The 12,663-nt window shown below is 71.4% G+C and carries 12 protein-coding genes; 6 read left to right on the top strand and 6 right to left on the bottom strand.

The annotated features are described in order from the left end of the window. Positions 1-135 precede the first annotated feature (135 nt). A complete protein-coding gene (locus tag OG736_RS12130) occupies positions 136-555 on the top strand; it encodes a CBS domain-containing protein (protein ID WP_020131872.1) in 420 nt (139 codons plus the stop codon). An 88-nt stretch (positions 556-643) separates the two neighbouring features. Here the strand turns inward: OG736_RS12130 and OG736_RS12125 are convergent, their stop codons facing one another. Next, positions 644-1,771 carry a magnesium and cobalt transport protein CorA gene (locus OG736_RS12125; protein WP_327182442.1) on the bottom strand — a complete coding sequence of 376 codons (1,128 nt, stop codon included), beginning with the start codon at positions 1,769-1,771 and terminating at the stop codon, positions 644-646. A 281-nt stretch (positions 1,772-2,052) separates the two neighbouring features. Between OG736_RS12125 and OG736_RS12120 the strand changes: the two genes are divergently transcribed. Next, complete coding sequence (locus OG736_RS12120; RefSeq protein ID WP_327182441.1) at positions 2,053-2,847, top strand: methyltransferase; 795 nt, start codon at positions 2,053-2,055, stop codon at positions 2,845-2,847. Between the two features lie 106 nt (positions 2,848-2,953). Here OG736_RS12120 and OG736_RS12115 read toward each other — a convergent pair whose 3' ends face one another. Together OG736_RS12115 and OG736_RS12110 are read right to left on the bottom strand one after the other, a co-directional pair. Beyond that, positions 2,954-3,883, bottom strand: coding sequence for a carbohydrate kinase family protein (locus OG736_RS12115; RefSeq protein WP_327187587.1), 930 nt, complete (start codon positions 3,881-3,883; stop codon positions 2,954-2,956). A gap of 224 nt (positions 3,884-4,107) precedes the next feature. Beyond that, positions 4,108-5,016 carry a pseudouridine-5'-phosphate glycosidase gene (locus tag OG736_RS12110; protein WP_327182440.1) on the bottom strand — a complete coding sequence of 303 codons (909 nt, stop codon included), beginning with the start codon at positions 5,014-5,016 and terminating at the stop codon, positions 4,108-4,110. 99 nt (positions 5,017-5,115) lie between these two features. Here OG736_RS12110 and OG736_RS12105 point away from each other — a divergent pair, with 99 nt between their 5' ends. Then, positions 5,116-5,544 (top strand): VOC family protein, encoded by a 429-nt coding sequence (locus OG736_RS12105; protein WP_054242977.1) that lies wholly within the window; start codon positions 5,116-5,118, stop codon positions 5,542-5,544. A 65-nt stretch (positions 5,545-5,609) separates the two neighbouring features. On the opposite strand, the gene OG736_RS12100 is transcribed toward OG736_RS12105, so the two are convergent. The 3 genes from OG736_RS12100 to OG736_RS12090 form a co-directional block, all read right to left on the bottom strand. Next, positions 5,610-6,950: an MFS transporter gene (locus tag OG736_RS12100; RefSeq protein ID WP_327182439.1), complete on the bottom strand. Its 1,341-nt coding sequence runs from the start codon at positions 6,948-6,950 to the stop codon at positions 5,610-5,612. A gap of 68 nt (positions 6,951-7,018) precedes the next feature. Further along, the gene (locus OG736_RS12095) at positions 7,019-7,573 is read right to left on the bottom strand and encodes a methylated-DNA--[protein]-cysteine S-methyltransferase (RefSeq protein ID WP_327182438.1); all 555 of its coding nucleotides are present in this window, start codon (positions 7,571-7,573) and stop codon (positions 7,019-7,021) included. Between the two features lie 82 nt (positions 7,574-7,655). Then, positions 7,656-8,528, bottom strand: coding sequence for a glycerophosphodiester phosphodiesterase (locus OG736_RS12090; protein ID WP_327182437.1), 873 nt, complete (start codon positions 8,526-8,528; stop codon positions 7,656-7,658). A gap of 283 nt (positions 8,529-8,811) precedes the next feature. On the opposite strand from OG736_RS12090, the gene OG736_RS12085 reads away from it, so the two are divergent. The 3 genes from OG736_RS12085 (at position 8,812) to OG736_RS12075 (ending at position 12,646) form a co-directional block, all read left to right on the top strand. After that, positions 8,812-9,675, top strand: a complete 864-nt coding sequence (locus tag OG736_RS12085) for an MHYT domain-containing protein (protein ID WP_327182436.1) — start codon at positions 8,812-8,814, stop codon at positions 9,673-9,675. An 87-nt stretch (positions 9,676-9,762) separates the two neighbouring features. Continuing rightward, entirely contained in the window at positions 9,763-11,907 is a 2,145-nt protein-coding gene (gene uvrB / locus OG736_RS12080; protein WP_327182435.1) for an excinuclease ABC subunit UvrB, read from the top strand. Positions 11,908-12,067: 160 nt separating this feature from the next. Continuing rightward, entirely contained in the window at positions 12,068-12,646 is a 579-nt protein-coding gene (locus OG736_RS12075) for a TerD family protein (RefSeq protein WP_057599421.1), read from the top strand. Positions 12,647-12,663 lie beyond the last annotated feature (17 nt).

Below are 12,663 nucleotides of genomic sequence, written 5' to 3'. Positions count from 1 at the left end.
TCCGTGGGGCGGGCCGGGCTCGGCGTGCCGCGCTCCGGGTGCGGGCGTCAGGTCACGCGGCAAGAATATAGGGCGCCGGGACTAGCGGTGCCCCTCCCCGCGCCGCGCCGGCCGTCCGGCACCGGGAGGTACCTCATGACCACCGCCGGAGACATCATGCACCGGGGCGCCCAGTGGATCCCCGCCCACGAGACCCTCGACCGCGCGGCTCAGCTGATGCGCGAACTGAACGTCGGCGCGCTGCCCATCAGCGACGAGAACGAGCGGCTCTGCGGAATCCTCACCGACCGGGACATCGTCGTCGGCTGTGTGGCCATGGGGCACGACCCCGCCAAGGTCACCGCCGGCGAGATGGCCCAGGGCACACCGCGCTGGATCGACGCGGGCGCCGACGTCGGCGAGGTGCTCCACGAGATGCAGGAACACCGGATCCGCCGGCTGCCCGTCATCGAGAACAAGCGCCTGGTGGGCATGATCAGCGAGGCCGACCTCGCCCGGCACCTGCCCGAGGAGCAGATCGCCACCTGGGCCGAGACCGTCTACGCCAGGTCCTGACCCGTCCGGCACGGAAAGCCCTGACAGGTCTGACAGGTCTGGCCGGGGTGGCTGTCGTGGCAGCGGTTGCCGGGGCCGGAACGGTCGTTCAGAGCCAGCCGTTGCGCCGGAAGCCGCGGTACAGCACCCAGCAGGCAACGGATATCACGCCGATGACCAGGGGGTAGCCGAACCTCCAGTGCAGCTCCGGCATGTGGTCGAAGTTCATGCCGTACACCCCGCAGACCATCGTCGGCACGGCGATCACCGCGGCCCAGGCCGTGATCTTGCGCATGTCCTCGTTCTGCGCGACCGTGACCTGCGCCAGGTGCGCCTGAAGGATCGAGTTGAGCAGCTCGTCGAAGGCGGCGATCTGCTCCGTCGCGCGCAGCAGGTGGTCGGAGACGTCCCGGAAGTAGGCCTGTATCTCCGGATCGATCACCCGGACCGGCCGGTCCGCGAGGTCCAGGAGCGGACGACCGAGCGGCACCACCGCCCGCTTCAGCTCGAGGAGTTCACGCTTGAGCTGGTAGATGCGACCCGGATCCGCCCGGGCGCCGTTCGCCGCGAAGACATCCGTCTCGACCTTGTCGATGTCCTCCTGCACGGAGTCGATGACATTGAGGTAGTCGTCCACCACATGGTCCGCGACCGCGTGCAGCACCGCCGACGGCCCCTTGGCCAGCTGAGCCGTGTCGGACTCCAGCTCCTCGCGCAGCGGGCCCAGTGACCCGTGCCGGCCGTGGCGCACCGTGATCACGAAGTCCCGGCCGACGAACACCATGATCTCGCCGGTGTTGACCACCTCGCTGGTCTCCGTGAGCTCCTCGTGCTCGACGTAGCAGACCGTCTTGAACACCGCGAACAAGGTCTCCCCGTACCGCTCGACCTTCGGCCGCTGATGAGCCTCGACGGCGTCCTCGACGGCCAGCGGATGCAGGTCGAAGAGCTCGGCGATGCCCGCGAACTCGTCGTTCGTCGGCTCGTGCAGGCCGAGCCACACGAAACCGTGACCGTGCTTGCGCACCCGTTCCACCGTCTCGACCAGATCGCCGCCGCGCGGGGTGCGGACACCGTCCCGGTACGTCACGCAGTTCACCACCGAGGAACCCAGCGGGGACCGCGCGGGGTGACTCAGGTCGACCCGCGGCCGTCGCCGGGCCAGCCGCGCCACCCTGCGCAGGCCGCCGACCCTTCCGAGGCCGGTGACCTTCCGCAGATTCCCCGCCATGGTCATCTGGGTCTCCTTGCGTGTATCTCAGCGGGCCGCGTTCCCGCGTCCTGGCGCGCCAGTCTGCCAGGCCCGCGTATGCCGAGGGTAAGCCTGTGGACAGGGCCGGTTCCGCTTTGTTCCCGCCTGTGGACGACGGATGCCCCGGCCCGTTCGCGCGACCGGTGCCCGCCCGTTCCCGGTAAGGGTTCCCGGCGTCGCCGACCGCATCCGGCCGGGCTGTCCTGTCCCCCGTCCCGGCCGCGTCGACGACCTCCGGCGAGCGGGACAACTGGGATGATCGGCGCATGACGCGATCCGACGGGTACCTCCTGGACAACCGGCAGCCCGAGGCGGGGGAACGCTTCGACGCCTTCGCCGCCCTCTTCGACGCCACGACGCTCCGCCACTTCGAGGCATTCGGGGTCGGCCCCGGCTGGCGCTGCTGGGAGGCCGGCGCCGGCGGCACCTCCGTGGTGTCCTGGCTGGCGAAGAAGGTAGGTCCGACGGGCAAGGTCCTCGCGACCGACATCGACACCTCCCGGCTGACGTCGGTCGCCCGCCCACCGGTCGAGGTACGCGTCCACGACCTCGGCACCGAGGAACCGCCGATGGAGGGCTTCGACCTGGTGCACGCCCGGCTCGTGCTGGTCCATGTGCCGGACCGGGAGCGGGCGTTGCGATCGATGGTCAAGGCACTGCGACCGGGCGGACGGCTCCTGATCGAGGACGCCGACCCCGCCCTCCAGCCCCTGCTCTGCCCCGACGAACACGGCCCTGAACAGCAGCTGGCGAACCGCTTGCGGCACGGCTTCCGCAAGCTCCTGGCCGACCGGGGCGCCGACCTCTCCTACGGCCGTAAGCTCCCGCGGCTGCTCCGCGAGGCCGGGCTGCGCCGGGTCGAGGCGGACGCCTACTTCCCCGTCACCTCACCCGCCTGCGCGGTCCTGGAGTCCGCGACGGTCCGTCAGATCCGTGGCGAACTCGTCGGAGCGGGCCTCGCGACCGACGAGGACATCGACCGGCACCTGGCGAACGTCGCCTCCGGAAGCATGGACCTGGCCACGGCGCCGATGATCTCGGCATGGGGACGCAAGGACTAGTGGCGTGAGCGGGTAGGCGGCGGCAGCGGCAGAAGGCGTCGGTGGTAGGCGGCAGCGGCAGGAGGGGGAGCACGTCGGCGGTGGAAGCCCGCCCGGCGTGGTGCCCTCAGCCTGCATCGGCGCGGTATGTCGTCGCCGCCGCGCCGTCGCCCCGCGCCGGCGGTCTGCCGCCCACCCGTTCCACCGCCCGAGCCCCCGCCCGGCACCCCTCGGCCGCCGCGGCTCCCGCATCGGCGCCCGCGAGCAGTGCGGCGAGGAAGGCTCCGGTGAAGGCATCGCCGGCGCCCGTGGTGTCCAGGGGAGTCGCCGGAGCGGCGGGGACGCGGACGCGCACCCTGCCGTCACGGGCCACCAGCGCACCGTCGGCCCCCTCCTTGGACACCACCAGCGGGACCAGACGGCTCAGCGCGGCGGCGGCGCCCGCCCCGTCGAGCAGCCCGGTCAGCAGACAGGCCTCGGCACGGCTGGGCAGCAGCACGTCCACTCCCTCGACGAGGGACAGGAAGCGGTTGACGCCCAGGTCCACCAGGAAGCCCGCCGACGCCGGATCGAGACTCACCGCCACCCCACGCGCGCGTGCCGCCGCCGACGCCGTGCCCACCAGCGCGCGCCCTGACTCCGAGAACAGCAGGTAGCCCGACAGATGCAGTCGGCCGACCCCGTCCAGGAGAGCGTCCGACCAGTCGCCCGGGCCGAGCCGCAGGGACGCGCCGCTGTCGGTGAGGAACGTCCGCTCGGCCGCGGCACCGGTGTCGACCAGGCAGATCACCGTCCCGGTGGTCGCCTGCGGGTCGACGACGAGCCGCGGTCGTACCCCGCAGGCGGTCAGCTCCCGTTCGTGCCAGGCCGCCGACTCCGCGCCCACCCGGCCGAGGAGCCGTACGTCCGCGCACCCCCAATGCGCCGCCCAGCACGCCACGTTGGCGCCCGCCCCGCCCGGCAGGGTCCGGATCACGGAGGCCGTGTCCGTACCGGAGGCCAGCGGGCCCCGATGGCGGGCGACGACGTCCGTCACGACGTCCCCGACGACCAGCAGCGCCCCGCCTCCCGAGTCGCCGACCGTGAGGGCCCCGGGCGCCCTCCCGCCCGGCCCTGAGCTCGATCCCGGCCCCGTACCCCTCCCCGATCCCGGCTCGGAGCTCGGCCTTCGCCCCGGTCTCGCCCCCGAACCCGCGTCCCGGATCGGTTCGCCGGGGTCCTCTGGGCTGCCGTCAGCCCCGTCAGCCCCGTCAGCCCCGTCAGCCCCGTCCGGTCGGGCGGTCATGCCTCGGTCCACGCCGTCGCGATCCGCGCCGCCAGCCGCACGTTGCCGCGCACCGCCGCCAGATTGGCGCTCAGGGACGCGCCGTCGGTGTGCCGGACCAGATAGTCGAGCAGGAACGGCGTGACGCCCTGGCCGGTGACGCCGGCCTCCTCGCACGCGTGCAGCGCGTCGGCGAGCACACGCGCGTGCAGCTCGGGATCGAGCTGCTCCTCCTCGGGAACCGGGTTGGCGACGATCAGCGCGGACTCCGGAACGCCGAGCGCGTCCTGGGCCCGCATCACCTCGGCCACCTGCCCAGGGGTCCGCACCGTCCAGTCCACGGGATGTCCCGAATCGGACAGGTAGAACCCCGGGAAACTCTCGGTGTCGTACCCGGCGACGGCGACGCCCAGCGTCTCCAGCCGCTGGAGGGTCGCCGGCACGTCCAGGATCGACTTCACCCCCGCGCACACCACCGTGATCCGGGTGCTCGCCAGCAGCCCCAGGTCGGCCGACTCGTCCTGGGTGACCGTCCACTCCCGGTGCACCCCGCCGAGCCCGCCCGTCGCGAACACCCGCACCCCCGCGAGCGCGGCCAGCAGCGCCGTGGCCGAGACGGTGGTCGCCCCGCTCGCCCCCGAGGCCACGGCGAGCGGCAGGTCGCGATGGCCCAGTTTGCGGAAGCCGTCCTCGTTGGCGACCCGCTCCAACTGCTCCTTGTCCAGGCCCACATGGGGCCGCCCGTCCAGCACGGCGATCGTCGCCGGTACGGCTCCCTCCGCGCGTACGACCGCCTCCAGCTCCAACGCCACCTGGAGGTTGCGCGGGCGGGGCAGCCCGTGCGAGATGATCGTGGACTCCAGGGCCACCACGGGTCGACGCGCGTCGACCGCGTCCCGCACCTCTTCCGACACCACCAGCACCACGCGCCCGCCTCCTGTCCGTCGGTCTCCCCTCATCTCTGGCGGGCGGCGCGCCCGGTCAAACCCTTGCGGCCTGTGGAGCAGGACACCAGCCTGGGACGTATGACGGACAACACGACACGTCTCGACCATGTCGTCCTGTGGGTACGCGACCCGATCGCCGCCGCCGACTTCTACGAGAAGGCCGTCGGCCTGGAGCCCGTACGGCTCGCCGAGTTCGCCGCCGGAGAGGAACCGTTTCCCTCCGTACGGGTCAACGAGGAGGCTCTCCTGGACCTCATGCCGTCGTCGATGGCCGAGCGGATGAAGATGCTCCCCGGCGCCGCCGAGAGCGCGGGGCACCCCGTGAACCACGTCTGCCTCGCCCTGCCGAGGGGCGACTTCGACACGCTGCTGGCCCGCCTGGAGGAGCGCGCCGTCCCCGTGTCGGACGTCTCGCAGGGTTCCTTCGGCGCCCGCGGCGAGGCCACGCGCAGCTTCTACTTCCGCGACCCGGACGGCAACGTCATCGAGGCACGGCACTACGACTGACCCGGCCACCACTGGCCAGGCCGCCACTGATGTGGCCACGACCGCCGCACCTACGACCGCCGCACCTACGACTGTCGTACGCCCGGCGGGCTGTCCCCCGCTGTCGTCCTGGACCTGTCCCCGTCCCCGTCCCCGTTCTTGTTCCCGTTCCCGGTCCGGGTGAACAGCACCAGGGCGGCCAGCGGGACGAGCAGACTCGCCGCGGCGGCGTTGAGCCACGCGTAGCTCGCCTGCGCGACGATCAGCCCGGCGATCGCTCCGCCGAACCCCGCCGAGGTGTTCATGGTGAGATCGGAGATCCCCTGGGCGGCGGCTCGCGCGGACTGCGGCACCGAGTCCGTCAGCAGCGCGGAACCGGACACGAGGCCGGCCGACCAGCCCAGCCCGAGTACGAAGAGCCCGGCGGCGGTCTGCCCGTGGCTGTCGCCCGCCGTCCCCGCCAGGAACATCGCGACGGCCAGCAGCCCGGCTGCGAGTCCCGCCACGGAGAGCCGTCCCACCCGGTCCGCCAGGCGTCCCATCAGCGGCGCGAACGCGTACATGCCCGCGATGTGCCCGCTGATGACCAGCCCGATCAGATCGATGCTCGCGCCGTGGCGGGTGAGGTCGAGCGGGGTCATCGACATGACCGAGACCATCGCCGTGTGCGACACGGCCACCGTCACGAGGGCGAGCCGCGCGCGGGGCGAGGCGGCGACGGCCGCCAGACCGGCACGCAGGGAACGGGCCTGCGGGGACCGCTCCTCCCGCGGCGCGAGCGCGCGGGCCGTCAGCAGCGGGTCGGGGCGCAGCAGGACGGCCACCAGGACCGCGGCCATGACGAAGATCCCGGCGGCCCACAGGAAGGGGCCCGCCGCCGCGGGTATGCCGAGGCCGGCGACGCTCCGGCCGGCGGGCGCGGCGATGTTCGGGCCCAGGACCGCGCCGATGGTGGTCGCCCACACCACGTTCGAGATGGCCCGGGCACGCCGTTGCGGCTCGGCCAGGTCGGCGGCGGCGAACCGCGCCTGGAGGTTCGCGGAGGACGCCGCGCCGAAGGCGGCCATGCCGCACAGCAGCAGCGGGTAGTTCCCGGCCCGCGCCCCCACCACGACGACACAGGCGCCCAGGGCGCCCACCAGATAGGCCAGTACCAGCCCCGGCCGGCGCCCGCGCGCGGTCATCAGCGCGGCCATCGGCATGGACAGCACGGCCGTACCGGCGACGGTGGCGGTGGGCGCGAGCCCGGACAGTGCCTCGGTGCCGCTGACCTGCCGGGCCAGTACGGCGGACAGTGCGATGCCGGTGGCGACGCCGAGCCCGCCGAGGATCTGGCTCGCGACCAGCACCCCGGTCGTGCGGCGCCGCAGCGCGGGCACGAGGGCGGCGACGACGGGCGCGGTCGCGGCGCGCTCTACGGCGGTCACGGCCCGCGCCGGAGCGTCGCGCGGTCGTGACGACGACCGGGGGATGTGGTCACCGGCGCAGTGTCCCCTCAGAACAGCGGCTCGGGTAGTACCCCTTCCAGCGCGAGCAGCTTCCGCTTGGTCTCCAGACCGCCCCCGAACCCGCCGATGCCGCCGTCGCTCGCCACCACCCGGTGGCAGGGCACGACGACCGGCAGCGGATTGGCGCCCATCGCCACTCCCACGGCCTGGGCCGCCAGTGGCTGTCCCACCCGCCTGGCGAGATCGCCGTAGCCCACGACCGCCCCGTACGGGACGCCGGACTCGAGTTCGCGGAGCACCTGCCGGTTGAAGCCCGAGATCAGCGACCAGTCCAACGGCAGCTCGAAGGCCCGCCGCTCACCGGCGAAGTAGGCCTTCACCTGGCGTATCGCCTCGGCCAGCAGCGGGGAGTCGGGCGCTTCGACGGGCTCCGTGCCCAGTCGGGCCGCGAGCCGGCCGAGCGCCTGGTCGCGTACCGCGTCGGTGGCGTGGAACACGACGTTGAGCAGGCCCTCACCGGTCGCGGCCAGCAACAGCGGACCGATGTCGGTACCGACGACGGTCCACACGGCCCGCTGCTCGTCCTGCCCATGGCTGTCCATGCGCCCACCGTACGGCCTGGCACTGACAACGCCCGGGGCGTCGGCACGGCTTGCTCCGTACTGCGCCCCGGGGCCGCCGGCGTCAGTACCCGTACAGGGCCCGCCGCACCACGTCGGGCTTGTTGGTGATCACGCCGTCGACGTCGTACGCGGCGACGGCCTCGGCGGTCGCGGGGTCGTCGACGGTCCAGGCGAAGACCTTCATCGGCTTGCCGTGCGGCCCGGTGAGCGCGTGCACGGCGGAGACGTACGCGGGGGAGAGGGCGGTGTACGACGGGTTGATCAGGTCGGCGAAGCCCGCGTACCGGGGCAGGTCCGAGACGGCCGGCATCCCGAGCAGTCCGGTCCGCACCCCCGGCTTCAGGTCGTGGAGGGTCCGCAGGCTGTCGGCGCTGAAGCTCTGCACGATCAGCCGGTTCGTGAGGTGCCGCCGGTCCAGCCAGCCCTCGTTGCTCAGCACCTTGAGGGTCTGCTGCTCGATCCCCGGATACAGCTCGGGGTTCTTGACCTCCAGGAGCAGCTTCTGGTGGTGGTGCTCGACCCGCTCGACGTACTCCTTCAGCGTCGGCACCCGCGCGCCCGTGTACGCCGCGCCGAACCAGCTTCCCGCGTCGAGCAGGGCTATCTCGGCCGCCGTGAAGTCCCCCACCTTCCACGGGGCCCGGCCGGGAAAGACCTCCTCGGCGTCGGTCGTGCGGCGGAGACTGTCGTCGTGGATCACCACGAGCTCTCCGTCCTTGGTGCGCTGGACGTCGTTCTCCACCCACAGGATGCCCAGCGAGGCCGCCTCGTCGACGGCGTCCAGGGTGTTCTCGGGGGCATGGGCGGAGGCTCCCCGGTGGGCGATCACCGACGGCCGGAAGGCGCTGCCCGCCCGGGCGTCGTGAACGGGGAGCAGGAGGGCGACGGTGCCCAGGACCGCGGTGGTCGTGGCGGCAACTACGCGCGCGTGCATGCGTACTCCTCGCGTCGGGCCATCACATACAGCTCAACAGTGACAGCAGAGGGTCGACGCCGGGGGAGTGCCGGGGGAGTACATGATGACCACAGAACGAAAGGGGACCCCGGAGGCCGCTCACCGGTGCCGCACATGTGCGACAAGGGCGTGTTTCTTTGCCGGAAAATCGTTCGACCATTCCGGTGGGGGTCATACTCTCTCTCAGCCTTGACCGCGCTCAGCGGTCCTGGGGAGGGGCGAGTTTCAGAACATCGAGCAACAGGGCGAAGGGCTACCGCGCATGCACGGCACGGTCGACGGTTTCAGCTACGGACTCGTCACACCGCTGGTGGCCTACCTCATGGCCTGCCTCGGCGGTGCTCTCGGTCTGCGCTGCACCACCAGAGCCCTGCTCGTCGCCCAGTCCTGGCGCCCGGGATGGCTGGCCCTCGGATCGGCGGCGATCGGTTCCGGCATCTGGACCATGCACTTCATCGCGATGATCGGCTTCACGGTCGACGGCGCCCCGATCCACTACGACAAACCGATGACCTACGCGAGCCTGGGCGTCGCCATCGTCATGGTGGGCGTGGGGATCTTCATAGTCGGATACCGGGGCGCGACCGGAACGGCGCTGTTCACCGGGGGCACCATCACCGGCCTGGGCATCGCGTCGATGCACTACCTGGGCATGGCCGGAATGCGCTTCAACGGGACCTTCGAGTACAACACGCTCACCGTCGCCACCTCCGTCGCCATCGCCATGGCGGCCGCCACCGCCGCCCTGTGGGCCGCGGGACAGGTCAGGGGCTTCCTGTGGAGCGTGGGCGCCAGCCTGGTCATGGGACTGGCCGTGACCGGCATGCACTACACCGGGATGGCCGCCCTGAGCGTCCATCTGCACACGGGTGCCCCGACCGCGGGTGACTCTCCCGCCGCCCTCCTCGCACCGATGCTGATCGGTCCCCTCGCCTTCCTCTGCCTCGCGGGTGTCGTCGTGATGTTCGACCCGCTGATGGTCATGGGCAAGCCCGACTGGACCCCCGCCGAGCACAAACCCGGCGTCCCGGCGCACCCGCAGGCCCCGCACCAGTCGCGCCGCTCCCAGCTCCGCAGCCGCCGGAAGGTGCCGCACCGCGAGTCCAGGACCCCGCAGAACCGCTGAGGCCCGTACCCGCGGAACCCCGGGGCCGGCCCTCGCGGAACCGCTGATCGGACCCCGTTGTCAGTGGGGGGTCGTACGGTGGAGGACATGCGGCCCGTTTCCCACATCGAACGCACGGTGGCGCCTTTCGAGGTCGTCAGTCCCTACCAGCCCAGCGGCGACCAGCCGGCGGCCATCGCCGAGCTGGCCAAGCGCGTCGAGGCAGGTGAGAAGGACGTCGTCCTGCTCGGCGCGACCGGCACCGGAAAGTCCGCGACCACCGCGTGGATGATCGAGAAGCTCCAGCGCCCCACCCTGGTGATGGCGCCGAACAAGACCCTGGCCGCCCAGCTGGCGAACGAGTTCCGCGAACTGCTGCCGAACAACGCGGTCGAGTACTTCGTCTCGTACTACGACTACTACCAGCCCGAGGCGTACGTCCCGCAGTCGGACACCTACATCGAGAAGGACTCCTCGATCAACGAGGAGGTCGAGCGCCTGCGCCACTCCGCGACCAACTCGCTGCTCACCCGCCGTGACGTCGTCGTGGTCGCCTCGGTCTCCTGCATCTACGGCCTCGGCACCCCGCAGGAGTACGTGGACCGCATGGTCCCGCTCCGCGTCGGCGACGAGCTCGACCGGGACCAGCTGTTGCGCCGCTTCGTCGACATCCAGTACACGCGCAACGACCTGGCGTTCAGCCGCGGCACCTTCCGGGTGCGCGGCGACACCATCGAGATCTTCCCGGTCTACGAGGAGCTCGCCGTCCGCATCGAGATGTTCGGCGACGAGATCGAGGCCCTGTCCACCCTGCACCCGCTCACCGGCGAGATCATCAGCGACGACCAGCAGCTGTACATCTTCCCGGCCACGCACTACGTGGCGGGCCCCGAACGCCTGGAGCGGGCCGCCAACGACATCGAGAAGGAGCTGGGCGAGCGCCTGGCCGAGCTGGAGAAGCAGGGCAAGCTCCTGGAGGCCCAGCGGCTGCGCATGCGCACCACGTACGACCTGGAGATGCTCCGCCAGATCGGCTCCTGCTCCGGCGTCGAGAACTACTCGATGCACTTCGACGGCCGCTCGCCGGGCTCCCCGCCGAACACCCTGCTCGACTACTTCCCGGACGACTTCCTGCTCGTCATCGACGAGTCCCATGTCACCGTCCCGCAGATCGGCGCCATGTACGAGGGGGACGCCTCCCGCAAGCGCACCCTCGTCGACCACGGCTTCCGGCTGCCCTCCGCCCTGGACAACCGCCCGCTGAAGTGGGAGGAGTTCCAGGAGCGCATCGGGCAGACCGTCTACCTGTCGGCGACCCCCGGCAAGTACGAGCTCTCCCGCGGGGACGGCACCGTCGAGCAGATCATCCGCCCCACCGGCCTGATCGACCCGGAGGTCGTCGTCAAGCCGACCGAGGGCCAGATCGACGACCTGGTGCACGAGATCCGCACGCGCGTGGAGAAGGACGAGCGCGTCCTGGTCACCACGCTCACCAAGAAGATGGCCGAGGACCTCACGGACTACTTCCTGGAGCTCGGCATCCACGTGCGCTACCTGCACAGTGACGTCGACACGCTGCGCCGGATCGAGCTGCTGCGTGAGCTGCGCGCCGGCGAGTTCGACGTCCTGGTCGGCATCAACCTCCTGCGGGAGGGTCTCGACCTGCCCGAGGTGTCCCTGGTGGCGATCCTCGACGCCGACAAGGAGGGCTTCCTGCGCTCCGGCACCTCGCTGATCCAGACCATCGGCCGCGCGGCGCGCAACGTCTCCGGCCAGGTCCACATGTACGCCGACAAGATCACCCCGGGCATGGAACGGGCCATCGAGGAGACCAACCGCCGCCGGGAGAAGCAGGTCGCCTACAACACGGCGAACGGCATCGACCCGCAGCCGCTCCGCAAGAAGATCAACGACATCGTCGCCCAGATCTCCCGCGAGGAGGTCGACACGGAGCAGCTGCTCGGCTCGGGCTACCGCGCGAAGAAGGACGGGCGGGGAACCAAGGCCCCGGTGCCCTCCCTCGGAGACAAGGCGGCCAAGGGCGCCAAGTCCAGGTCGGCCAAGGGCAGGTCCGAGGAGACGGTGCCGACGGACCGCCCCGCGGCCGAACTCGCCGAGCAGATCGAGGAGATGACGCAGCGCATGCGGGCCGCCGCCGCCGACCTCCAGTTCGAGGTCGCCGCCCGGATCCGTGACGAGGTCTCCGAAATGAAGAAGGAACTTCGCCAGATGAGGGAGGCGGGTCTGGCCTGACGGACCCCTGCGGTTGCTGTGCCCCCGCCCCGCACGCCCTGTGTTGCAAGACCGACACAAAGTGCGGGCCTGGGTACGGCACTGTCAGTGCCTTTGCGTAGGGTTTCCGTCAACCGCGGGCTCGCGGCAACAGGGGACAGCTCGAGAGGGGAATCAGCGCGTGACCGTCAACATGACCAAGGGTCAGGCCATCAGTCTTCAGAAGAACGACGGGGGCAGCCTGACCGCGGTGCGCATGGGTCTCGGCTGGCAGGCGGCCCCGCGGCGCGGCCTGTTCGGCTCCCGGACGCGGGAGATCGACCTCGACGCCTCCGCGGTCCTGTTCGCCGACAAGCAGCCGGTCGACGTCGTCTTCTTCCGCCACCTGGTGAGTGACGACGGCTCGGTCCGTCACACCGGTGACAACCTCGTCGGCGGTGTCGGTCAGGGCGGCGACGACGAGGCGATCCTCGTTGACCTCGCGCGCGTGCCGGTCCACATCGACCAGATCATCTTCACGGTGAACTCCTTCACCGGCCAGACGTTCCAGGAAGTGCAGAACGCCTTCTGCCGCTTGGTCGACGAGACCAACGGCCAGGAGCTCGCGCGCTACACGCTGGCCGGCGGCGGCGCCTACACCGCCCAGATCATGGCGAAGGTGCACCGGGTGGGCGGGGGCTGGAACATGACGGCCCTCGGCGCTCCGGCCAACGGCCGCACCTTCCAGGACCTGATGCCCGCGATCCTGCCCGCGCTGTAGGGCGGAGAGCGGCACCG

The organism is Streptomyces sp. NBC_01334 (genome assembly GCF_035983595.1).
Lineage (GTDB): Bacteria > Actinomycetota > Actinomycetes > Streptomycetales > Streptomycetaceae > Streptomyces > Streptomyces coriariae.
Note: the sequence above shows the minus strand (reverse complement) of the source record. Positions and strands in the feature narration are given on the sequence as shown.